Annotated in this window: 23 protein-coding genes; 9 read left to right on the forward strand and 14 right to left on the reverse strand. The window is 57.5% G+C overall.

Going from position 1 to position 24,680, the window contains the following annotated elements; translation table 11 throughout:
• The first annotated feature begins 309 nt into the window (after nt 1–309).
• From rpsA to ACEWL3_RS04105, 4 genes are all read left to right on the forward strand, one after another.
• Nucleotides 310–1,983, forward strand: coding sequence for a 30S ribosomal protein S1 (gene rpsA / locus ACEWL3_RS04090; RefSeq protein ID WP_386177737.1), 1,674 nt, complete (start codon nt 310–312; stop codon nt 1,981–1,983).
• Between the two features lie 338 nt (nt 1,984–2,321).
• Nucleotides 2,322–2,606: an integration host factor subunit beta gene (gene ihfB, locus ACEWL3_RS04095; RefSeq protein WP_114877503.1), complete on the forward strand. Its 285-nt coding sequence runs from the start codon at nt 2,322–2,324 to the stop codon at nt 2,604–2,606.
• The gene (locus ACEWL3_RS04100; protein ID WP_386177738.1) at nt 2,606–2,956 is read left to right on the forward strand and encodes a lipopolysaccharide assembly protein LapA domain-containing protein; all 351 of its coding nucleotides are present in this window, start codon (nt 2,606–2,608) and stop codon (nt 2,954–2,956) included. The genes ihfB and ACEWL3_RS04100 overlap by 1 nt, the downstream gene beginning before the upstream one ends.
• A 10-nt stretch (nt 2,957–2,966) precedes the next feature.
• Entirely contained in the window at nt 2,967–3,611 is a 645-nt protein-coding gene (locus ACEWL3_RS04105) for a phosphoribosylanthranilate isomerase (protein WP_386177739.1), read from the forward strand.
• Nucleotides 3,612–3,697: 86 nt separating this feature from the next.
• Here the strand turns inward: ACEWL3_RS04105 and ACEWL3_RS04110 are convergent, their stop codons facing one another.
• The 8 genes from ACEWL3_RS04110 to ACEWL3_RS04145 form a co-directional block, all read right to left on the reverse strand.
• The gene (locus tag ACEWL3_RS04110) at nt 3,698–5,194 is read right to left on the reverse strand and encodes a phosphomannomutase/phosphoglucomutase (protein WP_386177740.1); all 1,497 of its coding nucleotides are present in this window, start codon (nt 5,192–5,194) and stop codon (nt 3,698–3,700) included.
• 27 nt (nt 5,195–5,221) lie between these two features.
• The gene (gene kdsA, locus ACEWL3_RS04115) at nt 5,222–6,055 is read right to left on the reverse strand and encodes a 3-deoxy-8-phosphooctulonate synthase (RefSeq protein WP_114877509.1); all 834 of its coding nucleotides are present in this window, start codon (nt 6,053–6,055) and stop codon (nt 5,222–5,224) included.
• Nucleotides 6,052–7,734: a KpsE/RkpR family capsule polysaccharide export protein gene (locus ACEWL3_RS04120; protein WP_386177742.1), complete on the reverse strand. Its 1,683-nt coding sequence runs from the start codon at nt 7,732–7,734 to the stop codon at nt 6,052–6,054. Before ACEWL3_RS04120 ends, kdsA begins: the two co-directional genes overlap by 4 nt.
• Entirely contained in the window at nt 7,712–8,371 is a 660-nt protein-coding gene (locus tag ACEWL3_RS04125; RefSeq protein ID WP_386177744.1) for an ABC transporter ATP-binding protein, read from the reverse strand. The genes ACEWL3_RS04120 and ACEWL3_RS04125 overlap by 23 nt, the downstream gene beginning before the upstream one ends.
• Nucleotides 8,372–8,599: 228 nt before the next feature.
• Nucleotides 8,600–9,865: a Na+/H+ antiporter NhaA gene (locus ACEWL3_RS04130; RefSeq protein WP_386177746.1), complete on the reverse strand. Its 1,266-nt coding sequence runs from the start codon at nt 9,863–9,865 to the stop codon at nt 8,600–8,602.
• A gap of 84 nt (nt 9,866–9,949) precedes the next feature.
• Nucleotides 9,950–10,852 carry a cation diffusion facilitator family transporter gene (locus ACEWL3_RS04135; RefSeq protein WP_386177748.1) on the reverse strand — a complete coding sequence of 301 codons (903 nt, stop codon included), beginning with the start codon at nt 10,850–10,852 and terminating at the stop codon, nt 9,950–9,952.
• Nucleotides 10,853–11,893, reverse strand: coding sequence for a permease (locus tag ACEWL3_RS04140; RefSeq protein ID WP_386177750.1), 1,041 nt, complete (start codon nt 11,891–11,893; stop codon nt 10,853–10,855).
• On the reverse strand, nt 11,886–12,230 hold the full coding sequence (locus ACEWL3_RS04145) for an ArsR/SmtB family transcription factor (RefSeq protein WP_386177752.1): 345 nt from the start codon (nt 12,228–12,230) through the stop codon (nt 11,886–11,888). The genes ACEWL3_RS04140 and ACEWL3_RS04145 overlap by 8 nt, the downstream gene beginning before the upstream one ends.
• A gap of 147 nt (nt 12,231–12,377) precedes the next feature.
• Here ACEWL3_RS04145 and ACEWL3_RS04150 point away from each other — a divergent pair, with 147 nt between their 5' ends.
• The 4 genes from ACEWL3_RS04150 to ACEWL3_RS04165 all read left to right on the forward strand — a co-directional run bounded on the left by ACEWL3_RS04150 (nt 12,378) and on the right by ACEWL3_RS04165 (nt 14,886).
• On the forward strand, nt 12,378–12,965 hold the full coding sequence (locus tag ACEWL3_RS04150) for a uracil-DNA glycosylase family protein (RefSeq protein ID WP_386177754.1): 588 nt from the start codon (nt 12,378–12,380) through the stop codon (nt 12,963–12,965).
• Entirely contained in the window at nt 12,958–13,740 is a 783-nt protein-coding gene (locus tag ACEWL3_RS04155) for an SseB family protein (protein WP_386177756.1), read from the forward strand. The genes ACEWL3_RS04150 and ACEWL3_RS04155 overlap by 8 nt, the downstream gene beginning before the upstream one ends.
• A 127-nt stretch (nt 13,741–13,867) precedes the next feature.
• Nucleotides 13,868–14,392 (forward strand): YHS domain-containing (seleno)protein, encoded by a 525-nt coding sequence (locus tag ACEWL3_RS04160; RefSeq protein WP_386177758.1) that lies wholly within the window; start codon nt 13,868–13,870, stop codon nt 14,390–14,392.
• Between the two features lie 80 nt (nt 14,393–14,472).
• Nucleotides 14,473–14,886 (forward strand): rhodanese-like domain-containing protein, encoded by a 414-nt coding sequence (locus ACEWL3_RS04165; RefSeq protein ID WP_386177760.1) that lies wholly within the window; start codon nt 14,473–14,475, stop codon nt 14,884–14,886.
• A gap of 14 nt (nt 14,887–14,900) precedes the next feature.
• Here ACEWL3_RS04165 and mdoH read toward each other — a convergent pair whose 3' ends face one another.
• The 6 genes from mdoH to ACEWL3_RS04195 form a co-directional block, all read right to left on the reverse strand.
• Nucleotides 14,901–16,787 (reverse strand): glucans biosynthesis glucosyltransferase MdoH, encoded by a 1,887-nt coding sequence (gene mdoH, locus ACEWL3_RS04170; protein ID WP_386177762.1) that lies wholly within the window; start codon nt 16,785–16,787, stop codon nt 14,901–14,903.
• Nucleotides 16,784–18,310 (reverse strand): OpgD/OpgG family glucan biosynthesis protein, encoded by a 1,527-nt coding sequence (locus ACEWL3_RS04175; protein ID WP_386177764.1) that lies wholly within the window; start codon nt 18,308–18,310, stop codon nt 16,784–16,786. The genes mdoH and ACEWL3_RS04175 overlap by 4 nt, the downstream gene beginning before the upstream one ends.
• Nucleotides 18,310–19,575, reverse strand: coding sequence for an OpgC family protein (locus ACEWL3_RS04180; protein ID WP_386177766.1), 1,266 nt, complete (start codon nt 19,573–19,575; stop codon nt 18,310–18,312). The genes ACEWL3_RS04175 and ACEWL3_RS04180 overlap by 1 nt, the downstream gene beginning before the upstream one ends.
• A 29-nt stretch (nt 19,576–19,604) precedes the next feature.
• Nucleotides 19,605–20,954, reverse strand: a complete 1,350-nt coding sequence (locus ACEWL3_RS04185; RefSeq protein ID WP_386177768.1) for a tetratricopeptide repeat protein — start codon at nt 20,952–20,954, stop codon at nt 19,605–19,607.
• 194 nt (nt 20,955–21,148) lie between these two features.
• Nucleotides 21,149–22,354: a CaiB/BaiF CoA transferase family protein gene (locus ACEWL3_RS04190; RefSeq protein ID WP_386177938.1), complete on the reverse strand. Its 1,206-nt coding sequence runs from the start codon at nt 22,352–22,354 to the stop codon at nt 21,149–21,151.
• Nucleotides 22,341–23,957: a thiamine pyrophosphate-binding protein gene (locus ACEWL3_RS04195; protein WP_386177770.1), complete on the reverse strand. Its 1,617-nt coding sequence runs from the start codon at nt 23,955–23,957 to the stop codon at nt 22,341–22,343. Before ACEWL3_RS04195 ends, ACEWL3_RS04190 begins: the two co-directional genes overlap by 14 nt.
• Before the next feature lie 249 nt (nt 23,958–24,206).
• On the opposite strand from ACEWL3_RS04195, the gene ACEWL3_RS04200 reads away from it, so the two are divergent.
• On the forward strand, nt 24,207–24,674 hold the full coding sequence (locus ACEWL3_RS04200; RefSeq protein ID WP_386177772.1) for a hypothetical protein: 468 nt from the start codon (nt 24,207–24,209) through the stop codon (nt 24,672–24,674).
• Nucleotides 24,675–24,680: the final 6 nt, after the last annotated feature.

Raw genomic sequence — 24,680 nt, forward strand, 5'->3', positions numbered from 1 at the left:
TCACACCGCAGATAGAAATCACCCGTTTCTGATCATGCGGCGTGATCCAGCGTGGATCGCTGTGCAATGCGGCAATTGCCCTTGCGAACCGAGGCCAAATCTCCTATACGCGCGTTGTCCAAGGGGCGGTAACAAGCTTCGGGACGCGATATCTCAGGCAGGGTCGGATTCATCCGGCCCTCTTTCTTTTGCGTACCGATGCCCATCACGCGTTTATGCGCAGTGCCACCACAAGGACCAACTGAAATTCAAAGACCGGCGGAGACAACCGCACGGCCCGTATAAAAAACCAAAGGAAACGAAAACTACATGTCAAAAGCTATGGACGAATTTGAAGCACTCTTGAATGAGAGCTTTGAGATGGACACACCCGAAGAGGGATCAGTTGTCAAAGGCAAAGTCATTGCCATCGAGGCCGGTCAGGCCATCATCGACGTGGGCTACAAAATGGAAGGCCGCGTTGAACTGAAAGAATTTGCCGATCCCGGCGAGTCTCCCAAAATCGCAGTTGGTGACGAGGTTGAAGTGTTCCTTCGCCAGGTCGAAAACTCCAAAGGCGAAGCTGTTATCTCTCGTGAGATGGCGCGCCGCGAAGAAGCATGGGACCGTCTGGAAAAAGCCTATGCAGCAGAAGAACGCGTCGAAGGCGCTATCTTTGGCCGCGTCAAAGGTGGCTTTACCGTGGACCTTGGCGGCGCGGTTGCGTTTCTGCCCGGTTCGCAGGTCGATGTGCGCCCCGTGCGCGATGCCGGCCCATTGATGGGTCTCAAGCAGCCGTTCCAGGTTCTGAAAATGGACCGTCGCCGGGGGAACATCGTTGTCTCACGTCGTGCGATCCTGGAAGAATCACGTGCCGAACAGCGCGCCGAAGTCATTGGCAATCTGACCGAAGGTCAGGAAGTCGATGGTGTGGTCAAGAACATCACCGAATACGGTGCGTTTGTTGATCTGGGCGGTGTTGACGGCTTGCTGCACGTCACCGACATGGCATGGCGCCGTGTGAACCACCCGTCCGAAATTCTGGCGATTGGCGAAACGATCAAGGTGCAGGTTATCAAGATCAACAAAGAGACACACCGTATCTCTTTGGGCATGAAGCAGTTGCAGGACGATCCATGGGATTTGGTTGCGGCGAAATACCCGCTGGAATCATCGCACACTGGCCGCGTGACCAACATCACCGATTACGGCGCATTTGTTGAGCTGGAACCGGGTGTTGAAGGTCTGGTACACGTCAGCGAGATGTCCTGGACCAAGAAAAACGTCCACCCCGGCAAGATCGTGTCTACGTCACAGGAAGTCGAAGTCATGGTTCTGGAAATCGACGGTGCGAAGCGCCGCGTTTCCCTGGGTCTCAAGCAGACCATGCGCAACCCATGGGAAGTGTTTGCAGAAACACATCCCGAGGGCACGGAAGTCGAGGGCGAGGTTAAGAACATCACCGAATTCGGTCTGTTTGTTGGCCTCGACGGCGACATCGACGGCATGGTGCATCTCAGCGACCTCAGCTGGGACGAACGTGGCGAAGACGCCATCCAGAACTACCGCAAAGGCGATATGGTTCAGGCCGTTGTGTCCGAAGTTGACGTCGAAAAAGAGCGCATCAGCCTCTCGATCAAAGGCGTCGGCGGCGACAAGTTCGCTGAAGCAGTGGGCGGCGTGAAACGCGGTTCTGTTGTGACGGTTACTGTGACCTCCATCGAAGATGGCGGGATCGAAGTGGAATATGAAGGCATGAAAGCCTTTATCCGCCGCTCTGATCTGTCACGTGACCGTGCCGAACAGCGCCCTGAGCGTTTCAGCGTGGGCGACAAAGTCGACGTGCGCATCACAAATGTGGACGCCAAAGCCCACCGTTTGGGCGTGTCGATCAAAGCCCGTGAGATCGCAGAAGAAAAAGAAGCGGTCGAGCAGTATGGCTCGTCTGATTCTGGTGCATCCTTGGGTGATATCCTTGGTGCCGCACTTAAGGGCGACGAATAAACCCAACGCGGCTTATTCGAACTGACGACAAAGGGCCTCGCGCAGAAATGCGCGGGGCCTTTAATTTGTCGATGACCTCGTAACAATGGTCTGATCTCACCGCCTGAAGGAGGGCCTTTACCCGCGAATCGGCTGGGCCGGGGAAGGTACCGCAGCAACAAACAATCTGCAGCAAACGGCGAATTGCTGCGGCCCATTGCCAAAATGTTCAAAAAAATAAGCACTTTCGGCATAAAAAACAGCATCTTGGCCGTTCACGACGCTTCCCGGCTGGCTGGTTTCTTTCTATAGTCAAAGTCGAGCCTCAATAAATAGACACATCTCGGGGGGGATAAACCATGATCCGGTCACAACTGATTCAGAAGATTGCGGATGATAATCCGCATCTCTACCAGCGCGATGTTGAGCGGATCGTTAATACAATCTTTGATGAGATTACCGGTGCGATGGCGCAGGGGGATCGGGTAGAACTGCGCGGCTTTGGCGCGTTCTCGGTGAAAAAGCGCGATGCCCGCATTGGTCGCAATCCACGCACCGGTGCCTCTGTGAATGTCGAAGAAAAACATGTACCCTTCTTTAAGACCGGCAAATTGTTGCGGGATCGGTTAAACGGGAAAAGCTAATGCGTTACGTTCGCTACTTTTGTATCGCCATCTTTGCGGTGGCGTTAATCTCGGTCGCGTTGGCGAACCGCGAAATGGTGGCACTTCAAATACTGCCAGCCGAGGTGTCGGGATGGTTTGCGTTGAATCCTTCCGTGCAACTGCCGCTGTTTCTGGTGATCCTTGGCAGTATCGTGGTCGGATTGCTGGTGGGATTTGTCTGGGAATGGATCCGCGAATACGGCCAGCGCGCCGAGGCGGCGAAACAGGCCCGCGAAATGCGCCGGCTTGAGCGTGAAGTGGCGCGGCTGAAAGGCGAAAAGCATCAGGGTAAAGACGAGGTGCTGGCCCTTCTCGACGAGGCAAGCTGACCCGGCCGCTATGCCTGAAAAAATAAACGTAAAAATTTGCGGTCTGACCAGCAGCGCTGGCATTGATGCGGCTGTAGCGGCAGGTGCCCGGTATGTCGGGTTGGTTTTCTTTGAGAAATCACCCCGATATGTGAACCTGACCAGCGCGGCTGTCCTTGCGGCATCTGTGCCCGAAGGCGTCTGCAAGGTCGCGTTGACGGTAGATGCAGATGATGCGTTTCTTGATGCAATATTAGCGCAGGTGCCAATTGATATGCTGCAATTGCACGGCTCAGAGAGCCCGGAACGGGTACAGGCGGTCAAGGCCCGTTACGGATTGCCAGTTATGAAGGCTGTGGGCGTTGCTGACGCGGATGATTTGGCAGCGCTCGACGCCTATGGACGGGTTGCGGACCAGATTTTGGTTGATGCCAAGCCGCCCAAAAATTCGGAATTGCCAGGTGGGAATGGTCTGGCGTTTGACTGGCGTTTGATTGCGGGTCGACGGTGGCCGGTGCCGTGGATGTTGGCCGGGGGGCTTACATCCGAGAATGTAGCCGAGGCGATTGGGCTGACCGGCGCGCGGCAGATTGATGTGTCATCAGGTGTGGAATCTTCGCCGGGGGTCAAGGATCCGGCATTGATTGCGACGTTCTGTGCGGCGGCTTTGGTTTAAGATCGAACCGCTTGCGCGGTCCGACAGCTTGGGGGCCAGCCCCCAAACCCCCGGTGTATTTGGGGAACAATGAAATGCTGGTGGTTTCAGATTGTCTGATCGTAATCGCCGACGCCGGGTTCGGTGCGGATGACAGCATCAATATCGGCAAAGATCGCGCGCATTTCATCCTCTGATGCGGGACTTTCGCAGACCACGACCAGATTGGGCGTATTGGACGAGGCGCGCACCAGACCCCAGCCACCATTGTCCAAAATCACGCGTGCGCCGTTGACGGTGACAATGTCTTTGATGGCCCGTCCGCCAATGGGTTCACCGGCAGCGGCTTTGGCGGTGAGCCGGTCAACAATGCGGGCGAGAATACCGTATTTTTCGGTGTCGGACGCATAGGGGGACATTGTCGGCGTCGCCCAGGTTTGCGGCAGGGCGCGGCGCAGGTCAGACATGCTTTGATCGGGGTTGCGGTCCATAAGCTTGCAAATCTCGACCGCGACACGCATGCCGCAGTCATAGCCGCGTCCGATCGGTTCGGCGAGGAAGTAGTGGCCGGATTTTTCAAACCCTGCCAGCGCGCCCAGTTCCTTGACCCGTCGTTTCATATAGCTGTGGCCGGTTTTCCAATAGTCGGCCTTGATGTCATATTTTTTGAGTTCAGGATCAGAGGCAAACAGGCCTGTTGATTTCACATCCGCAACAAAGGTGCTGCCGGGATAGAGTTTGGCCAGATCGCGGGCCATGATCACGCCCACTTTGTCTGCGAAAATCTCTTCGCCCTCATCATCAACCACACCGCAGCGGTCACCGTCGCCGTCAAAGCCAAGGGCAAAATCCGCACCGGATGCTTTGACCGAAGCGGCCATGTCATGGAGCATTTCCATGGCCTCTGGATTGGGATTGTAATGCGGAAAGGTGTAATCAAGATTGTTATGGCTTGACACGACCTCGACACCCAGTCGCTCAAAAAGCTCTGGCGCAAAGGCGGAGGCGGTGCCGTTGCCGGTGGCGCAAACCACTTTCAGTTTGCGGGTCATCCTGAAGTCACCAACGAGGTCGTCAAGATAGGCCTCGCGGACGCCGTGTACAAATTCATATTTGCCGCCACTGCGCGTCTGGCCTTTGCCATTCAGCACGATGTCACGCAGTTCGGACATTTCATCGGGGCCATGGGTGAGCGGGCGTTCAAAGCCCATTTTGACGCCGGTCCAACCGTTGGGATTATGTGATGCGGTGACCATCGCAACGGCGGGGGCGTCCAAATGAAATTGGGCGAAATAGGCCATGGGCGACAGGGCGGGACCGATGTCTTTGACGTGAATACCAGCCTGCATCAGCCCCAGCATGAGGGCGTTCTTGATCGACAAAGAGTAGTCCCGGTAGTCATTGCCGACAGCGATCACCGGCTCAATCCCGCGGGCGTACATCTGTGTGCCAAGGCCAAGACCAAGGGCGGTGATTCCCGGAAGGTTTATGTCATCGGGATATTTCCACCGCGCATCATATTCTCGAAATCCGGTTGGGGTGATCATCGCATCCCGCAGAAATTCCCACGTGTTTTGGGTCACGGTTGAGGCCGGTTTTGTCACGTGCAAATCCTCGTCATGTTTGGGATATCAGAAGGTCAGCGGATGCGCCTTGGCAATTTTATCGAACTGCATCAGCGTTTTGATCAAGGCAGCCATCTGATCAAGATAAATCATGTTGGGTCCGTCAGAAGGCGCGCTGTCGGGATCCTCGTGCGTTTCCATAAAGATGGCCCCAACGCCGATCGCAGCAGCAGCGCGCGCCATGACCGGCGCAAATTCACGTTGGCCTCCGGACGATCCGCCCTTGCCACCCGGCTGAGCGACGGAATGGGTGGCATCCATCACCACGGGGTACCCGGTCTGGGCCATCTGCGGCAGGCTGCGCATGTCGGCGACAAGGGTGTTATAGCCAAAGGCGGTGCCGCGTTCCGTCAGAAGAATCCGTTTGTTGCCGGTGCTTTCAATCTTGGTCACGATATTGCCCATTTCCCAAGGGGCGAGCCATTGACCTTTCTTGACGTTTACGACCTTGCCTGTGTCGCCTGCCGCAAGCAGCATATCGGTTTGGCGGCACAAAAACGCAGGGATCTGCAAAATGTCCACAGCCTCCGCAGCGATGGCGCATTGCGCCTCGGTGTGCACATCCGTCAGAACCGGCACGCCATTGGCCTTGCCGATGGATTGTAAAATCTTCAGGCCCTCGTCGATGCCAAGCCCGCGTTTGCCCGACAGCGAGGTGCGGTTTGCCTTGTCATAGCTGGCCTTGAAAACATATTGCGCGCCGGCGGCATCACAGGCGTCTTTCATGACCCCCGCAATCATCTGCGCGTGATCCGCACTTTCCAATTGGCAAGGGCCTGCAATGATGGTCAGAGGGCGATCATTGCCGATAATCACATCGCGGATCGTAACCTGGGTCATGATGTTACCTGTTCTCTGAGGATCGACGCGGTAAGCGACAACATCAGATAGATGCCCGCAAAGATCAGGAAAGCCAAGATCGTGTTTTCAAACTTGCGCGGATAGGTGGGTTCCTGCGGCGCGACGGGGCGCACTGCGACGGTCAGGTAACGGACCTGGCGTCCAGCTTCGTTGCGGGCGGCTTCCAATCCGGTCATCGCCAGTTGCAGGTTGGTATCCGCGGCGACCAGATCGGCCTGCGCCAGCTGCATGTTCACGGCTTTTTTGGCCAATGAATTTTCGCCCTGAGTTGCCGAATTCAGTTTTTCGTTCAGCCTGTCCAATTGATCATTCAGGCGGCGGACATCGCCTCGGGCACCGTCCACCTTGGCCTTGTTGGGACGGGAATTGTCTAGAAGCGCGGCAAGCGTCAGCTCTTTCTCAATCAAGAGCCCCTCATAGTTGGTGATCTGGGCGCGGATTGCGGCAATCTCGGCTTCTGGGTCGACGCCATTTTCGACCTGCAATGTGATCAAAGCCTCTTGGGCCTCGCGGCGTTTTTGCTGGGCAAGATCAAGGCCGGCGAGCGCGTCGCTCATCCCGTCTTCTCGCTTTTGCTTGGACAGGTTATTGATCCGCTCTTCCGCGTATTTCAGCAGGCTTTCGGAAAAACTGGCCGAGACTTGCGGATCGGCGGCGACCACTTCCAGGCGGATCACGCCTTCGGTCGGATCATAGCCGATTTTCACGTTTTTCTTATAGATTTTGTAGGCTTCCTCGTTGGTCGGATCCGACGTCAGACGTTGAATCGGATCAATATTGGAATTTGAGAAGTGGTCCTTGAACCCTTCGTCATTGTCCAGGCGCAGCATTGCATCCTTGGATTGCAGATAGGCCTGGGTGGCGATGCTGTCGGCGCTGTTGGCAAACTGTGTGGGCAACAGTCCTCCAAATGGGCTGGTCGATGATCCCTCACTTTGAATGATCAGGAATTGACTGTTGGTGGCGTACATCGGGGTCGCCTTGTTATAGAAATAATAGCCTGCGATGATCGTCGGCAGAAATACGAAAAACGCAACCCTAATCAGAAGCAGGCCCATCTTGCGACGGCGGCGGCGTGAGATGTCGCGTTGGATGTCGGCAATTTCGCGCTGCCGACGCTCGGCTGGGCTTATCTCGCTCGAAGGCAATGTGTTGCCTCCTGCAGGAACGGTCTGTGGCAGATGCACGCGGCCCGACGCACCGGCACCCCCCTTTTGGGCAGGCAAAGCGGCCATTGCATCACCCGGACCGCCATCACGCGGCTCACCGCCTGCCTGCGGCACCACAAGTTCGAGCATGTTGGAACGTTCGAACGGATCAATCCCTTTGGCGCGCAAAAGTCGCACCGCATCAAAGTCAGAGGTCGGAGCAAGTTCGTGCTTTTGGGCAACGCGGCGCGCCATGCGCAATTGGCGACCCGTCAGACCCTCGCGGCGGATGGCGTCCATGTCCAACTCACCAGCCACCTCGGCAGAAGATGAGACCTCGCCAGCCTGCGCGCTTGGTGCGCTGACCGTCGGGCGCACGGGGCGCACGCCCTGCGGGGGCGTCGGTGCCGTACCATGGGGTTCGGCCGTGCCGCTGGCGGCAGCGCCGGATGGTGGCGTTGGCGTGCTCCGCTTGATGCGGAACTTTCTAGCCTTGGGTTTCGTAGTCATAGAGCTGTTTCGCTTCTTCCAAGGTGTCAAACATATGCAGTTGCCCATCTAGCAGAACAGCGGCGGAGCGTGCAAATTTTTCAAGGGTTTGTGCCTGATGGGACACAATGATGATGGTGGTGGTGCGCAGGCGTTCCTGCAGGATTTCGCCCGCTTTGCGGTTGAATTCGACATCTGTCGTTGCGGGCATACCTTCGTCAATGAGGTACATGTCAAAATCAAGCGCCAGCATCAGAGCGAACGAAAACCGTGCCCGCATGCCCGCCGAGTAGGTGCCAAGCGGCTGGTCGAAATATTCACCCAAGTTGCACAGCCAGCGGCAGAAGCTTTCGACATAGTCGGGATCAAGTCCATAGAGCCGCGCGATGTAACGGGCGTTTTCCATCGCAGAAACCTTGCTGACCACGCCGCCCATAAATCCAAGCGGGAACGAGATATTGCAGCCGCGCTTGATCTCACCTTCGTCAGGTTTTTCAAGGCCCGCCATCATGTTGATAAGGGTGGTTTTACCGGTGCCGTTTGGCGCGAGAATACCAAGAGAATTACCCAATTCCACGCGAAACGAGACCCGATCGAGGATGATCTTGTATTGGGTCCCAGTCCAAAAGGACTTGGATACATTTTCAAATTCCAGCATTCCCTGCTCCGGTTGGTGCTGTGCGGTCTCGCCGCGCCCTCTCTAACAGAGGTGTATTAACGGTTTATCCACCGAATTTGGCTATATTATGTCCTATTTGGAAACAAATGTACAATGCTCTCACACCCGGTTCGGGCCTGCCCGATCAAGTACTCATTTGTCGTTCTGAAGCCGGAAAAAACGCGCCGCCATTTTGGTTTCTGGCAACCTGTTTTATCACGGGGGCGGTCAGCTAATTTGCTTGTCGACCCGGCATAATTTGCCCGCGACGATGCTGATCGCCGCTGCGGCAAAGCTGAACAAGGCACCCATCTTGGCCGCATCCTGTATCGCACCAGCATCAAACGCGACTGACGCAACAAACAGCGACACGGTAAAGCCGATGGCCGCCACACAGCCGACAACAGCCAAATCAATGATCCGCATTCCTTGCGGCAATCCAAGCCCCATGGGCCGCGCAGCAAGCCAGCCAAAAAGTAAAATACCCACCGGCTTACCGATAAGCAGCCCCGCCAGCACCAACCATGTGGCGCTTCCGATTGCGTTGAACTGAACCCCTGCGTTCAGGAGGCCAAAGAAGAACAGGACAACCTCGACAGGGTGTTTGAGCGCATGTTCAATCTGGTTCAAAAGATCGGTGAGGTATTTTTCTGCCTCAGAAAAGATACCGAATGCCCGGTCCGCATGCGGGATGGTCGGCACGATAGGCAGCAGCCCCAGCGCGGGGTGCAAACCGGAGCGCATGAAGGCATACCAGCTGATGCAACCCGCGATCAGGTAGGGCAGAAAGTGCAATTTGGTGCGCACCCACGTTGATGCCGGCCGATCCTGATTGCCACGGTCCCTTCTGCGGGGCAGCCAGTTCGCCAGAAAATACACACCGATTGCTACAGCGAAAGACAATAGCAACCACATCGGGGCAAGTTCGCCCGTGGGATAGAACACCGCCAGAATGATCAGCCCTGCCGCATCATCAGCAATCGCCAGCAAAAGCAGGAACCGCACCGCCGGGTGGCCCGCACCAAACACGATGCGTCCGACCAGATAACTAAAGGCAATGTCGGTGGCCGTGGGGATCGCCCACCCGTTAAAAACCGCATTATATGTCTCTGACCCCAGCAAATATGCGAGGCCAAGATAGACAGAGATTGGCCCCAGCATCCCGCCCAACGTTGCAAACAAGGGCGTTGCGGCCTTTTTCCCGCGCAGGGATCCGTTTTTCAGGATTACGGCTTCCCAGACTTCCTTGGCGGCGATGGCAAAGAACAGCGCCATCAACAGATCATTGACCAGATAATGCAGCGTCAGGGTGCGATAGGCTTCGTGGTTGGCGTCTGCTGGGTGAAAATGCCCAATGGGGGCGTGGTCCCAAATCTCGAATTCGACGAAATGACGATAGCTCTCGTAATCGACATTCGCCCAGACCACAGCGATCACAGCACCGAAAATAAGCAATAGCGAGTAATTCGTCAGAAAACTCCAGACACGGTACATTCAGCAGGCCCCCGTTTTTGCATTTTTCTCACATTGCTACGCTATGGTGCTTTGCGGTTCAACGCGTCTGTTGTCGATGGGGGATCAGTGCCCGATCGTGGGGCCGTCGATGCATTGATCACTGGGGTGCTCAATCTCAAGTGTCGTGTGGTGCAGGTGGTGTTCGGTCTCAAGACGTTTCTTAATCTCGGCGCGGATGCGGGGATCATCGCTGCCCGGGTCCAGCACCACATGGGCATCAAGCGCAGGGTCATGTTCACCCATCATCCAAAGGTGCACATGGTGGACCGACACCACACCCGGAACCTGCGCAATGGTTTCAATCACGGCGGATGCATCCATGTCCGGCGGGCTGCCCAGCATCAGGATGCGGACAACGCCGGGCAGTTCACTGAACGATTGCCATAATATATACCCCGCGATCAGCAAGGTGACGGCGGGATCAACCCAGAGCCAGCCGTAAAGCAGCACAAGTGTGCCCGCGATGATGACCGCAACCGACCCCAATGCATCAGCCAGATTGTGCAGAAATGCCGCGCGTATGTTCACGCTGGTCTTTGACATGGTGTAGGTCAGCGCCGCCGTCGCAAGATCAATCAGCAAGGCCGCGCCCGCGACGATGACAATGATCCAGCCTGTCACGGGCGAGGGATCAATGAACCGTAAAATCGCCTCGTATACCAGATAAAGGCCAATCACGATCAGCGTGGTGTAGTTGACAAGTGCTGCCACCGCTTCGATGCGGCCATAGCCAAAGGTCATCCGCGCATCCGCCGGGCGGCGCGCGATCCTGCGTGCGGCAAACGCGATGATCAGGGCAATGGCGTCACTAAAGTTATGCAGTGCATCGGCAATCAGCGACAAAGAGCCCGAGATGATGCCGCCAATGACCTGCGCCACCGTCAAAGCAAGGTTAATCGCCACGGCAAACGCAACCCGCGCATCGCCGCTCTCTGGGTCAACGTGATGATGGTGCGCGTGACCCATTCAGGAGGCGGCCTGCCAGATCACGCCCGCAATAACAGCCCCTGTGACGGCAAAGCCAAGGTAAGCGGCAAAGACACGGGGTTTGACCAAGGCCCAGACCGCGATGGCCGCCGGGATACAGCTTACACCGCCCGCGATCACAAAGGACATTGCCGCCCCTTGGCTCATGCCCTGGGCCAGCAGGGCGTCAACCAGCGGCACGGCGGCATATCCATTCAGATAGGCGGGCGCGCCAACCAAAGCCCCCAACAGGATCGGCTTGATCCCGTCACCACCCAGCACACTAGCAATCAGGTCAGCGGGAACGTAGTGCAGCATCAGGGCCTCGATCACATAGGCAAGTGTCAGCCATTTGGTCAGGAACAGCGCATTCTCCAGACCGGTCTCTGCAAACACAGCACGGCGTGGTGCCTCTGACCAGAACCTCCAGACCGGATGGCCGGAAAATGGGTTCTTCACACCGCAGCACCCGCTCAAGGCGGGGCGTTTCCGAAGCGGGTCAGCAAAGAGCGGGGTGTTGGCCGCCAGCAACACGCCAAAGCCGCCAAACATACCAAGGCCGATAGCCGCAAGCGTCTTGGCCAGTGCAAAGTCCCAGCCGAGTGTGCCGGACGTGATCGCAAACATCGCCGGGTCCATCAGCGGCGAGGCAAGCCAGAACGCCATTACCGCACCAAGCGGGGCACCCACGGCCAGCAGTGCCGCGATGAAGGGGATCACCTCGCAAGAGCAAAAGGGCGACAGCCCACCCAGAAGTGCCGCCATCACGACCATTCGGGCCGGATTGCCCTCAAACGCCCGCGCAAGCAGTGTTTCGGCACCGCTGGCCTTGAGATACGCAACCGCAAGCACGGCAAAGGCGATAAAAGGTGCGGTCCCTGCCAGAGCCCACCCGGCAAAGCTCACGGTGGGCAAGAACTGTGCTGGATCAAAGACCGCAACAGCCAGAAGCAACAGCAGCGTTGCCCCCCATGCGCCGCCAAATTTCCAACGTTTTGGGGCTGTGTCTGTACGGGCGGGAGCGGCGTTTATGTCAGCCATGTGGATGCTCCTCGCAGGGGGTTTGCGCGTCGGCGCAGCATTCTGTCATCAGGAAATGCGCCAAGGCCTGAATTTCGTCGTAAGCAACGGCGGCGCAGATCGTGCTGCGGCCCTGACGTTCCTGCTTCACAAGGCCAGTGGCGGCCAAAAGCTTCAGATGGTGGGTCAAAGTTGATCCGGTTACACCCGTGCGGTCGCCCAATGCGCCAATGCTCAACCCTTCAGGACCTGCACGCACCAGCGTGCGCAGGACCGACAGGCGTTGTTCGGACCCAAGTGCGGCAAAGCTGGCGGCGGCAAGGGTAAGGGGCGGGGTATGGGGCGAATCTATTTTCATATTTCTAGAATAATAGAAATGTTCGATTGAACAAGCTTTATTTCTAAGGTTGTCGAAATAAGGCCATCTTGCCTTGGATGTGAACACTGCTGATGGAAAAAGCGTCGGCGGGTTGGCAAGCCGGTTGGTCGGTGTATCTGTTGCAGTATGAAGGATATGCGCCATGATCTGAGGGAATGCACTCTTTGTACGGATCGCTTTGCAATGACAGCGACAGCGCATCGGCCCAATCCGGTGGTCTGGTTTGCCCCCGGTGCGCGGCTTTTGATCGCGTCGCAGGCACCGGGCTTGAAGGTGCATGAGGCGAACACGCCCTTCTGGGATGCCTCGGGTAAGCGCCTGCGTGACTGGCTGGGATTGGACGAGGCGCAATTTTATGACCGATCAAAAGTTGCAATTGTCCCGATGGCGTTCTGTTTTCCGGGCTATGATGCCAAGGGCAGCGACCTGCCACCGCCGCCCGTCTGCGCAAAGACATGGCGCGCAGCAGCACTTGGGATGGTGCCTGATGTGCGTCTGACCGTGTTGATCGGCGGACATGCGATGAAGTATCATCTGCCGGGTTTTACCACTGTCACGGCAGCTGTGGCGGGATGGCGGGATCACCAAAAAGGTGTCTTTGCCTTGCCTCATCCGTCTTGGCGCAATACCGGGTGGCTAAAGAAGAACCCGTGGTTCGAGGCAGATGTTCTGCCCAGACTGCGCGCGGACGTTGCAAAGGTGATGCATGACTGAATTGACGCCCCTTGATCAGGCCCATGCCGTGATGATGGCAGCACCGGATGATGATGCCGCACGGCTGCGGTTTTACGAGCGGATTGCGGATGTCGAGCTGTTCGTGCTGCTGGAGGCCGAGCCAGTTGGCGATCTGATCAATCCGGTTCTGCTGGAAGAGAGCTATGTCATTGTGTTTGACCGCTCGGCCCGGCTTGCAGCTTATGTGGGTGATGCGGCCCCATATGTGGGGCTGTCCGGGCGCGCGATTGCGGGGATGCTGGACGGTCAGCCGCTTGGCATGGCTGTCAATATCGGCGTTGCACCATCGGAAATTTTGTTGCCGGCCACCGCAATGGCATGGCTGCGCGATACCCTGGCCAATGAGGCCGGTGAGGTGGAGACAAGAATTGATCGGGTGCTGCCGCCAAAGGGCCTTCCTGAAAGCCTGATTGCCGCGATTGATGCCAAACTTGCGACAGCAACGGGCATGGCCGCAGGGGCGTGGCTGGTCGCGGTTGAATACGCAGGTGGCGGGCGCGGGCATCTGTTGGCTTTTGTCGGGGCCATTCCGCGTGCGCAGGACGCGCTGGTTCGCGCGGCGTCAGAGGCGCTGACGTTTTCGGGGATTGAGGCGGGCGCGATGGACGTGGGTTTCTTTGCCCCCGGTGATCCAACTGTCGCGAAATTTGCCAAGGTTGGTCTGCGCTTTGATCTGCCGCAGACCCAAGGGTTGCAACATACGCCGCGTCTGCCGCCAGGCAGCGACCCGGTAAAACCGCCCATTCTGAAATAATCGCCACAAATCGGAGGGCGGATTTCACCGCGCCTCACATCGGCGAGAGGTCACAAGGTCGTGGGGTGCAAAGGCCGATTGGGCTCATTAACTTTGGTTAAGAACACATCAATCCAGGAGACATGAAATGAACCGCTTCACTCTTACCATTGCCGCCGCAGCGACTGCGTTGACCTTTGCCGGTCAAGCATTTGCCGGGGATCAGTACGTTGACGAAACAGGTTTTGCCGTGTCCGGCTATGATGTTGTGGCGTATTTCAACCTGCCGCAAAATCCGGTTGGTGAGGTTCAGCCGGAAGGCGTGCCCGGCAGCAAGGCGATCACTGCTGAATACAACGGATCGACATTCGCGTTCTCAAGCGAAGAGAACAAAGCGAAGTTTCAAGCCGACCCTGCGAAATACGCACCTCAGTACGATGGCCACTGTGCCTACGGCGTCTCCAAAGGTGGTAAAGTGCCGGGCAATCCGAACCTGTGGCGGATTGTGGATGACAAGCTGTATCTCAACATCACCAAGAATGTCGTTGGTTTCTGGGAAGAAGACATTCCCGGCAACTTGGAGTTGGCTGAGAACAACTGGGCTTCGATTGAGCCCAAGCCAAAATCCACCGCAACCATTCCGCAGTTCTCAAGCCCGGCACCAGTAAACTGAATCCGTCCCCCGGTTTCCCTCAGCCGGAACGGCCCTCAGCCTCGTCGCGCCTGACGCGACGGGGCTTTGTCGCGGGCGGTGTGGCGCTTTTGGGGCTGGGCGGGGCGTTTGCGGCCCGGTGGTTCAACATCGGCGGGCAAGTTGATGATGCGAGCCTAAGCGCGCCGGATGCCATGGCAGCGGCCCAGACGGGGCAGATCACCTTGATTGATATCCGGCGTCCGGATGAATGGGCACGCACCGGCGTGCCCTTCGGCGCGGTCCCGCTGGACATGCGCCGCGATGATTTCGTAACGGCGCTGCTGGCACAGGATGGTGTGGCGAAAGACAAACCCATTGCCTTGATCTGTGCACGCGGTGTGCGCTCTCGCAGATTGTCCAAACAACTGACCGACGATGGTTTCACAAAGATCATTGATGTGCCCGAAGGCATGTTGGGCTCAGGCGCGGGGCCGGGATGGGTGAAGCGTGGGTTGCCTGTCACCCGGCCCTAATACCACTTCTTACCCTAACCGGCAGGCACTTTGTCGGCTGCGGTCAACTGACCTTTGAGAAGGGCCCGTTCGGCGCGTGCACGGGTCACGATGCCTGGTTCGCGCAAGGTATGGGGGCTGTCCAGCCGCAGGCCCTCGGGCGCGCGCCCTGCGATGTTCAATGCGGACAATGCAGACAAAGGCACAGACAAAACAAGGCTGAACACAATCGGCACCAGCCAGAATGAGATCAATCCGGCCATCAGCCCTGCAAGCAAAAGCAGACCAAAGACGGTTTCAACCCAATGAAACTTGATCAGCATCGCCCATGGATGCCCGCGTGCATCGCGACGCTGCGGTGACCAAAGCTCACTGCGCGAAAAAGTGGCGCGCAACACGGCCTTGGTTTGCTGGATCATCAGGATCGGGGCATAAGCAATCGACAAGATCACCTCGAACGCAAAGGCGGTGAGAAATGCCGTCCGTCCGCCGAAAACGCGGGTCGCTTTTGGATAGGCGGCGATGATGCCCGCACCTGCGATCTTGGGTGTCAGCAGCATCGCGTACATGATCACCAGAAAGACTGCGCTATCAATATGGCTCATGGCGGGGGGCCAGTCAGGAAAAAAGGGATTGGCCTCATTGAAATAGCGGACAATGTTGGTTTCCGCGTCTTTACCCAGCAGCGACCACACCACCAGCAGGACGAACCATGCGGGCGACAGCAGATAACTGACCGCACCATGGAACAGGTGAAACCGCGAGACGGGGTGCAGCCCGGCGGTGCCAAGCAAACGCAGGTGTTGCAGGTTGCCCCGGCACCAGCGGCGGTCACGCAGCACGTAATCGACCAACGTGCCGGGTGTTTCCTCAAAGCTGCCAGAGACACGCGGCAAAAACCGCACCCGCCAACCTGCACGCCGAAGCAAGCCGGCCTCAACAAAATCATGGCTGAGGATCAGATCATCGCGACCCCGACCCGTCAGATGCGGCAGCCCTGCGCTGGCGGCAAAGGCGCGGGTGCGGATGATAGCGTTATGGCCCCAATAGTTGCCCTCATGACGCGCCCATAGCGCAAGCCCCTCGGCCAAAAGCCAGCCGTACGCAATGTTGGAAAACTGCTGCAGGCGTGCGAAAAGAGTATCAGCCCCGATTAGCATGGGAAATGTCTGGATCAGCCCGGTATCGGGGTCGGCACTGAGTTCTGAGGCCAGTCGTTCAATGGCGCGGCCCGACATCAGGCTGTCAGCGTCCAGCACAACCATCCCTTCATATGCGGCACCCCATCCGGTGATCCATTCCAGCAGATTGCCGACCTTCTTGTCGGTGTTCGCAGCGCGGCGGCGATAATGTACATTGATGGCGGCAGGTGTATCGCGTTTCAGGGTTTGAAAGGCCTGCCATTCCTGAGCGGCAATTGCGTCATCGCCGGTATCGGACAATACAAAAAGCGTATAGCGATGTGCCCCTTTACGCCGCGCCAAATCATCCAAAATGGCGGCCGCATTGCCAAAAACATCCCACGGCACTTCGTTATAAATCGGCACCAGCAGCGCGACATCGATGGGTGTCACATCTGCGGGCGCGCGGTCATCTGCGTCTTCACGCGCGAGAATACCGGCCACCGCGACACCGACGGTGCTGACAGACAGCGTGACCCAGACAAAAGTGGCCCCGATCATCGACAGCAAGGCCCATTCCAGCCCGGTCATGCCACTGCCCGCGAACCACCCGTAAAGACCATAAAGCAACAGCGCTGTGCCGATCAGGGCGGGACCAAACACCGCCAATCGCCACCCCAAAGACCGGCGTGGTACTTCGCTGCGCGCACGAGGGGCAGGGGCCTCAGCCAGATCCTGCGCCTGCATGGCCAGCGGTGATCGGGGCGGCATGTTTTGATGGATCGGTGCGGAATGGGTCATACGGCGGTCCACCGATAAAGCCAGACTTCGCTCAGTGGTTCGCCGTTCATCCGCAGTTGGGCGCGGAATTCAGCCAGGGTCGCGCCGTCGGGCTTGAAAGTAAAGGCAAGGCGTGGCCCGTTGGTGTCGGGGTTGCGCTGCAAAATCCCCGGGGTCACGGACCCGGCATTGCCGCGCAACACGATCTCGACCTCTGACAAATCCTGTGGCACATCCGCACTGTCGGCAAAGTCGATCACGATGATCTGGCCACCCTCGGGCCGCCCGCCCATGGCGGTATTAAGCACTTTGACAGGCACATCTGCCGTTGCCGCCGTTGGATCAGCACCCCAATGCAGCGTATAACTCATCTGATGTTCAGATCCGGCAGGCAACGGGTCAGCGGGCCGCCAATAGGCCACGATATTGTCATAGATTTCCAGATCAGCGGGTATTTCGACCAGTGTCACAGCCCCGCGTCCCCAGCCTTCGCCGGGGGTGATCCAGACGGCGGGGCGGTTGTGATACAGCGCCTCAAGATCGTTAAAGTCAGAATACGCGCGCTTGCGCTGCATCAGGCCAAACCCACGTGGGTCGGCATCACCAAAGGCGCTGATTTGCAAGCTGGTGGGGTTCGATAACGGGCGCCAGATCACTTCGCCTGCGCCATTGTGGATCAGCAGCCCGTCACTGTCATGCACGGCAGGGCGGAAATCAGAGAACCGCTGGCGCATGGTGTCGTCAAACAGGAACATCGAGGTGAGTGGCGCAATGCCAAGATGTCTGATCTCTTCGCGGGCAAAAATTTGGGCTCTGACCTTCATTTCCAGCACCGCACCGTGGGTGATCCGAAACCGGAAAGCGCCGGCACATGACGGGCTGTCAAGCAGGGCGTGCAGCACAATCGTGTCGCTGTCAGCCTCAGGCGTTTCAAGCCAGAATGCGGTAAAGTCAGGAAACTCCTCGCCCATCGGGTCGCCGGTTTTCAGGGCAAGACCACGCGCCGACAACCCATAGGTTTCGCCGGTCCCGATGCCGCGGAAATAGCTGGCCCCCTGAAACACCGCATATTCCTGAAAGATACCGGGTTTTTCCAGCTCGGCCCGCAGGCGCAGGCCGGAATAGCCCATGTTGTCTAATTGCAGATCGGGAAACTGATCAGTGGTGTCAAAGACCCCCATGTCAAATGCGATGGGCCGGGCAGTACCTCCCGCAACGACATTCAGTGCAACGGCCTGAGGGAAATAAAGACCCGCAGGAAAGACATCAACGCGCTGGGGCGTTTCCGTGCTTTCCCAAAGCGCGTTGCGGGCATCAAACCAGATTTGGCGATATTGGTCATAGGTCAGGTTGCGCCAGCCCTCGTGCACCTGCGGGCGTGGCTGATACGCGTCTGCTGCCAGCGCCCGCGCAAGATTGATGACAGTAGTGTCGTCAAATGGTGTGGTCTGGTCACCAAGGGTCAACCCCTGCTGGTCTGCGCGTGCGGTGCTCGGCACTGCGGCTAAGGCCACCATTAAGGTTATGAATTCACGGCGCAGCATCAAGGGGTCGCCTTTTTGCGCCAGGGATGTGATTTGAACCATCCCGCACCATAGGCCGTCGCAACCAAGATCGCAGCACCACCAAGATTGACCAGCAACACGGTGCGGACCTCGCGGCCTGTCAGGTCCATGACAAAACCCATCACACGCGCCGTGAACATCGACACCACAAATACCGCCAAAGACTGCTGACCAACCTTAAGGATGATCGCGACCAATCCGCCCCATGCGGAGGCAAGCGCACCGGTGCCCCGGGCCAATAGATTTGCGCCTTTGTCACCAGCAATTACCCACGCCAGATAGGCGAGGCTAAGAAAATGCAGATAGCGGAACAGGCCAAAATCAGATTTGTCGATCAGCCCTTTCATGGCCAGACGCGCATCGATCACCGGATTGCCGGTTTCGGTCACAAAAAACCAATCGCGGGCGATAGCGCGGACACCGATGTTTGAGAGCGGGATGTTGGCAATCACCACAAATGCGGCAAGTGCGATCAATACGTTGGTCACCGGCGGCTTGGGCAACCAGCCCCGCATAAACGCAAACCCGGTGAAAAAGACAAGCTGCCAGCCGAAGGGGTTAAAAAACCATGTGCGGTCCGACCAGGGTTCTGCCGGAAGGGCCAAATGCAAATGCCCCAGCCCCAGACGTTGCAGCAATGCATCCTGAGCCAGCAGCCAAATGATAATCACAAACGCGGCAACCAGCCCCAGATGCACACGCGACAATGCCATGATCACCGGCATCAGGATCAAAACGACCATATACATCGGCAAAATATCAAAATAATTCGGCACATATGTCAGCGTCACAAGGCCCACCAGCGGCACCGCAGGGTCCTCAAAGAACTTCCACAGGTTCAGCGACCCGATATAATTCTTGTCATAGCCCCCATAGAAATCAATCGCGGCGAGCAGGGCAGCAACCGCGACGAAAAGCCCGATATGCGCCCAATAGACCTGCCAAACCCGAAAGCCGACACGCGCAGAGCCAAGCCGCCAGCCCATACGGTCATACGCGCTGCCAAAGGCGATGGCGCTGGCCATGCCAGAGCAAAACACGAATATCTCAGTGGCGTCCGAAAACCCCCAGCGCGCGGGTATCCATGAAGTCAGAAAATTGCCCGGCGTATGTGCCATCAGGATGATGAACATTGCAATTCCACGGAAAAAATCGAGGCGCAGATCGCGCACGCGGACGGACGACATCGCACCCAGCGCGGTGACAGGGCGGGACGGTATTGTGGTTGCATCGGCTAGGGTCATGGCCGCACTGTGATCCAATGGTTAATAAATTATTGAGCCGGGATGCTGCGCGCACGTGACAGACGGTCAAATCGGGTTGCGGTAAACCGATCTTCGTTCCCGGCGCGCAGGGCCAACCGCTCAAGCAATATCGTTTCAGTTTCGTCGAAATGGCCCGCCCGCAGGCCCGCGTCAATGGTCATCCGTTCAAATACGTCGCGCTGTGCGTGGCTGCCGCCGATGGTTTGCATTTTTGGGCGAGCATCCGCCAATTTCACGAACGCATCGCCATAGCGTCCTTCGGCAAAGGCATTCAGCCCCGCAAGCGCCGTCACACCGGGGTCAGCGACCCGCGATGCCATATCACCGGTCTGGCGCGCATCATGAGCGAACCTTGCGGTCATCGCCTGTTTTGCAGCGCCTTTTTCGGCCCCGGCAAGGGCAAGCATGTAATGCAGATCGGCAAACACCAGACACCCGTCTTCAACCCGGTTCTCTGAGAATTCAGCAAGCTCTTCCCAGCGGTTTCCAACTTTAATCCCTTCAAGTTCAAGCCGCATCAGCAAGGATGTGGCATTCGAAATATCTCGATAATCGTCGGTTTTTTCGACACGGATTTGCGTATCGTACAGCGCCAGTGCGATATCAAATTCGCCCCGGTCCAGATGCAGCAGCGCCTTGTGCCACCAGACATGATAGCGAAAGTTGTTGGATTGATCCCATGCGCTTTTGTGGGTCTCAATCAGGGCAATCCCGGCGTCCGGTTCGGCGCGCATGTCATGCACATGCGCAACGGCATGCAGGCCCCATGCATCATCAGGTGCATAAACCAGCCCGGCGCGTCCGGCCTTTTCAGCCGCCGCGTAATCGCCGGTTTCTTCCAGTGTGAAGGCGTGACAGCCCATCACATACCCACGCAAAGGATGATCAGACCCATGCGCAGAAAGCACCCGTTCTATTGACGCACGCATCCCGTGGGCATCACCCAGAATAAAGCGGATTGCATGGCTTGCCTTGGCGGACAATGTGTCGCTTGGACAGGTGGCCAGCACCTCTTCGAGGGCGGCAACAGCACCTGTCGGGCTGTCGGCAAGCCACCGGTCAAGTGCGGTCAACCACCCTTGCTCTCGGGCGGTGATCGGACCCCCGGCGCGTGCTGCATGTGCTGCCGTTCGGGCATCTTCGGCCACCTGCCAAAGCTCTGAACGGCCCATCATCAATGAAAACAACCCGCGCGCCGCATGGCCCATGACGAAATCAGGCTCAGATGTCAGAACCGCCCCCAGATGCTGCGGTGTTGCGGCCTGATGCGCAAGAAAGGCCCGAACCATCTTGTTCCACGCTTCAAGCGCGGCAGGTGTTTTGAGCGACAATGGCGCACCGCAAATATCAAGGGTCATCAATTCGGCCTTCCGGTTTTACGCTGTTCGAGTAACAAGACTAACGCGAAGTATTGCCGCATAGAACGTCAGCTGGGGATGTCACACGGCAACGTGAAGCCGCTTAAGTTATTCGTGAAGAAATGTGTCAATAAATGAGCGCCGAGCCAAAAAATGGGCGGGTAATCGCGCAAAATCAGCGATGTAGCGGATCATTACTTGGGTATGGCCGCGCCCTTGGGTCCCCATGTTTCAAGAACCTCGTCGGTGTCTTGCCCAAACCGTGGCGGCGCACGATCATAGCGGATCTTTGTGCGCGAAAATTTCAGCGGGTTTCCCAACAACGGCAGGTCGCCCCCCTGAACATCGTCATGGGGGATACGCACAACCGCCCCGCGCGCCTTTGCCTGATCTGAGGTGAGCGCCTCACCGACGGTATTGATCGGTCCACACGGCACCTTGACGGCATGAAGGCGCTCCAGCAAAGCCGCCTTGGGTATTTTTCGCATTGCCGGCCGGATCAGGTCCATCAGGGCCGCGCGGTTTTCGATGCGCGATTGATTGGTGGTAAAACGGCCATCTTCCGACAACCCCACAAGGCCAATGGCGTCAGAGAACCGCGCGAACTGTGCGTCATTGCCCACCGCTAACAAGAAATGCCCGTCGGCACATTCAAAGGCGTCGTAGGGCACGATGTTGGGGTGCGCATTGCCACGCCGTTCAGGTTCAATGCCCGAGGTCAGGAAATTGGTGCCCTCATTAACCAGCCAGGCCATTTGCGCGTCGACCAGAGACAGATCAATGTGCTGACCCTCGCCGGTTGCATCACGGTGACGCAGGGCTGCCAATATGCCGATGGTTGCATACATGCCGCACATCACATCAGCGATGCCGACGCCGACTTTTGTCGGCACGCCGGCCGGGTCACCGGTGATCGACATAATCCCGCCGAACCCCTGAGCCATCAGATCATAGCCCGGCTGGCTGCGGTTTGGCCCGGTCTGGCCGTACCCGGAGATCGAGCAATAGACTAATGACGGGTGAGTCGCGAGCAGGGTCTTGTGATCCAGTCCATATTTGACCAACCCGTCAGGTTTGAAATTCTCAATCACCACATCCGCGCGGGCGGCCAGATGGCGCAATGTGGCTTGCCCTTCTTGTGTTGCAATATCCACAGCGACAGAGCGCTTGTTACGGTTTGCAGCCATGAAATAGGCAGAAAGATCCGTGCGGTTGCCGGCTGTATCAAGCGCATAATTGGGCCCCCAGCCCCGGGTGTCATCACCACCGGTCAGCGGGTTCTCGATCTTGATGACCGTGGCCCCCAGATCGCCGAGCAACTGGGTGCAGGTCGGCCCGGCCAGAATACGGCTCAGGTCGAGAATAAAAAGTCCGTCCAATGCGCCCTTAGATGCGACCATCATACGCCCCCCGGTCAATCACGGCAGCAATGACAGTGAATTTTTCTGCGATCATCGCATCTTTCAGCGCGCTTTCCAACGCGTCACGATTGCGCACGGTTACGCCTGCGCCGCCGAATGCGACACCCATCGCCGCGAAATTATGCTGGGCAAAGTCAACACCGTGGTTGGGCAACTGGCGTTCTCGCTGCTTTTTCTCAATGAGGGCCAGCGAGGCGTCAACAAATACCAGGAAAATCGGTGCAAGGTTCAGTTCCGCGGCGGTGGCCAATTCGCCCGCAACCATCAAGAAACCGGCGTCGCCTGAAAAAGACACAACCGTGCGCTCCGGGCTCGCCAGTTTCGCGCCAATCGCCATCGGCACGGCACAGCCCATGGTGCACAGCGCAGAGGACTGCATCAACGCGCGGGGTTCGTAACACTCCCACATTTGGCTCAGCAAAATCCGGTGCGCGCCGCTGTCCGCCGAGCCGATGGCGTCGCGCGGCAGTACCTTGCGGCAGGTGTCAATGATGGCTGCTGGCCCCCAGTCTTCATCAGAGCGGAATGTGCCGGCGAGGGCCGATTTGAGCTGGTAAATCTCACCATTGGTCCAGGTTTCGACGACATCGAGCCCGTCACTCAGCGCCCTGAGCGTCGCGGCGCAATCTGTCACAAAATTCAGTGAAGATTGGTGCATATAGTGGTGGTTCGGCACTGCCGTGATGTCGATGATGTTGTGGCTCTGTGGGGTCCAGACATCACGCCAGCCGGGACGCATTTCAATCGGATCATAGCCGACACACACGATCAGATCAGCCGCTTTCACGAAAGGTGCCAGATGGGTGTCTGCCAAAGGTGACAACCCCGCACCCCCCAAAGCCAAACCATGGTCTTCGGGGAACATGCCCTTGGCTTTGTAGGTGGTGATCACCGGCACATTGTGATCTTCGGCAAACTCTAGAATCGCCGCCTCGGCCCCTTGGTTCATTGCGTCCACACCGACGATCATCACGGGGCGTTGCGCGCTTTCCAGCCAGCCGCGGGCTGTAGCAAGATCAGCGCCTGTCGGTATTGCAGGCGACGCAGGGGCACGCGATGCCGGGGCATCCGCAGAAATATGTGCATCCGCAACAGAGATGGGCACGTCGATGTGCACTGGTCCGGGCTGGCCTTCGGTTGCGATGGCAACAGCTTTGTCCGCGATTGTGTGGGCGGCACCGGCGTTCAGCGAAAAGCTGGCCTTGGTGATGGGTCGGAACACCGCCTGCTGATCCACAACCTGATGGGTATAGCGCGCCGCCTCATCTGCATCCATGCAGCCGGAAATCACGATCAATGGCACCTGATCTTGCAAGGCATTGGCGACTGTATTGACCCCGTTCAGAGTGCCGGGGCCGATGGTGCCAACCAGAATGGCAGGCGCATGATCACGGTGATGCACGCCTTCGGCTATAAAACCAGCGGCGTTTTCGTGTTTCGCAAGAATAAATCGGATGCCCGCCTTTTCCAGCGCATCAATCACCGTCAACACCTCGCCCCCCGGCATCCCAAATGCTGTACGGCACCCCGCAGTGTAAAGACGGCGGGCAAGAGCATCAGCGGCGCGTATGGTATCGGGCATGGGGATAGGCCTTTCGGGCGGCAAGCAAGACAGTGTACTAGAACCATGGGGCGCACAAAGGTGCAACTCACTGTTGGGTGGGGATTGTTGCAGGGTAATGCGCGAATGGCGGCCTTGAGCCCATCGTGTTCCATCTCAATCCGTGTCAGTGACCACTGAATTCGACGCTCTTCATGCGGAAAGCCGAAAAAAAATCATTTGAACCGGTCAGTCTTTATGTAAAGTTCGACAACTGGTCAGGAGAAATTCATGAAACCTTCCGTTTTCAACATAGCACTCGTAGGTTTTTTGACCTCAGGTCCGGCTTTTGCCGGGGAACGTATTGAAATCAACAATATCTATCCGCTCAATCAGGAATACTTTCAGTTGTCGGACAGTGTATATTTTATGCAGGACAACCGAGGCTACTTCGAAGTTGTCGAAGGCCCATTGGAAGAAGGGCCTGTGCGTTGTGTTGGAGGTGGCTTCGGTGCGCAGAACGGCGAAAACTCGATACAGGGCGTCTGTGTGTTCGGAGAGGGCGAAGACACATTCACCATGCGTTGGAAAGCGGGCGAACAAGGCAAAGCGAACGATTGGTCTATTGTCGGCGGAACTGGAAAGTTCGACGGAATGACAGGCCAAGGGATCGCTACGACAGGTGCCGAGATTATGTACAAGGCAATGCCATTAAGGCAATCGCACATTACCGGGACGGTCAACATCCCAAAAAACTAGGAATGG

Origin of the sequence: Sulfitobacter sediminivivens (genome assembly GCF_042611115.2) — a bacterium.
Lineage (GTDB): Bacteria > Pseudomonadota > Alphaproteobacteria > Rhodobacterales > Rhodobacteraceae > Sulfitobacter > Sulfitobacter sediminivivens.

Bases quoted from the DNA above. Each gene is read 5' to 3' on its own strand.
- rpsA (WP_386177737.1), top strand. From the start codon at position 310: ATGTCAAAAGCTATGGACGAATTTGAAGCACTCTTGAATGAGAGCTTT.
- ihfB (WP_114877503.1), top strand. From the start codon at position 2,322: ATGATCCGGTCACAACTGATTCAGAAGATTGCGGATGATAATCCGCAT.
- ACEWL3_RS04100 (WP_386177738.1), top strand. From the start codon at position 2,606: ATGCGTTACGTTCGCTACTTTTGTATCGCCATCTTTGCGGTGGCGTTA.
- ACEWL3_RS04105 (WP_386177739.1), top strand. From the start codon at position 2,967: ATGCCTGAAAAAATAAACGTAAAAATTTGCGGTCTGACCAGCAGCGCT.
- kdsA (WP_114877509.1), bottom strand. From the start codon at position 6,055: ATGACCCAGGTTACGATCCGCGATGTGATTATCGGCAATGATCGCCCT.
- ACEWL3_RS04120 (WP_386177742.1), bottom strand. From the start codon at position 7,734: ATGACTACGAAACCCAAGGCTAGAAAGTTCCGCATCAAGCGGAGCACG.
- ACEWL3_RS04125 (WP_386177744.1), bottom strand. From the start codon at position 8,371: ATGCTGGAATTTGAAAATGTATCCAAGTCCTTTTGGACTGGGACCCAA.
- ACEWL3_RS04130 (WP_386177746.1), bottom strand. From the start codon at position 9,865: ATGTACCGTGTCTGGAGTTTTCTGACGAATTACTCGCTATTGCTTATT.
- ACEWL3_RS04135 (WP_386177748.1), bottom strand. From the start codon at position 10,852: ATGGGTCACGCGCACCATCATCACGTTGACCCAGAGAGCGGCGATGCG.
- ACEWL3_RS04140 (WP_386177750.1), bottom strand. From the start codon at position 11,893: ATGGCTGACATAAACGCCGCTCCCGCCCGTACAGACACAGCCCCAAAA.
- ACEWL3_RS04145 (WP_386177752.1), bottom strand. From the start codon at position 12,230: ATGAAAATAGATTCGCCCCATACCCCGCCCCTTACCCTTGCCGCCGCC.
- ACEWL3_RS04150 (WP_386177754.1), top strand. From the start codon at position 12,378: ATGAAGGATATGCGCCATGATCTGAGGGAATGCACTCTTTGTACGGAT.
- ACEWL3_RS04155 (WP_386177756.1), top strand. From the start codon at position 12,958: ATGACTGAATTGACGCCCCTTGATCAGGCCCATGCCGTGATGATGGCA.
- ACEWL3_RS04160 (WP_386177758.1), top strand. From the start codon at position 13,868: ATGAACCGCTTCACTCTTACCATTGCCGCCGCAGCGACTGCGTTGACC.
- mdoH (WP_386177762.1), bottom strand. From the start codon at position 16,787: ATGACCCATTCCGCACCGATCCATCAAAACATGCCGCCCCGATCACCG.
- ACEWL3_RS04175 (WP_386177764.1), bottom strand. From the start codon at position 18,310: ATGCTGCGCCGTGAATTCATAACCTTAATGGTGGCCTTAGCCGCAGTG.
- ACEWL3_RS04180 (WP_386177766.1), bottom strand. From the start codon at position 19,575: ATGACCCTAGCCGATGCAACCACAATACCGTCCCGCCCTGTCACCGCG.
- ACEWL3_RS04185 (WP_386177768.1), bottom strand. From the start codon at position 20,954: ATGACCCTTGATATTTGCGGTGCGCCATTGTCGCTCAAAACACCTGCC.
- ACEWL3_RS04190 (WP_386177938.1), bottom strand. From the start codon at position 22,354: ATGGTCGCATCTAAGGGCGCATTGGACGGACTTTTTATTCTCGACCTG.
- ACEWL3_RS04195 (WP_386177770.1), bottom strand. From the start codon at position 23,957: ATGCCCGATACCATACGCGCCGCTGATGCTCTTGCCCGCCGTCTTTAC.
- ACEWL3_RS04200 (WP_386177772.1), top strand. From the start codon at position 24,207: ATGAAACCTTCCGTTTTCAACATAGCACTCGTAGGTTTTTTGACCTCA.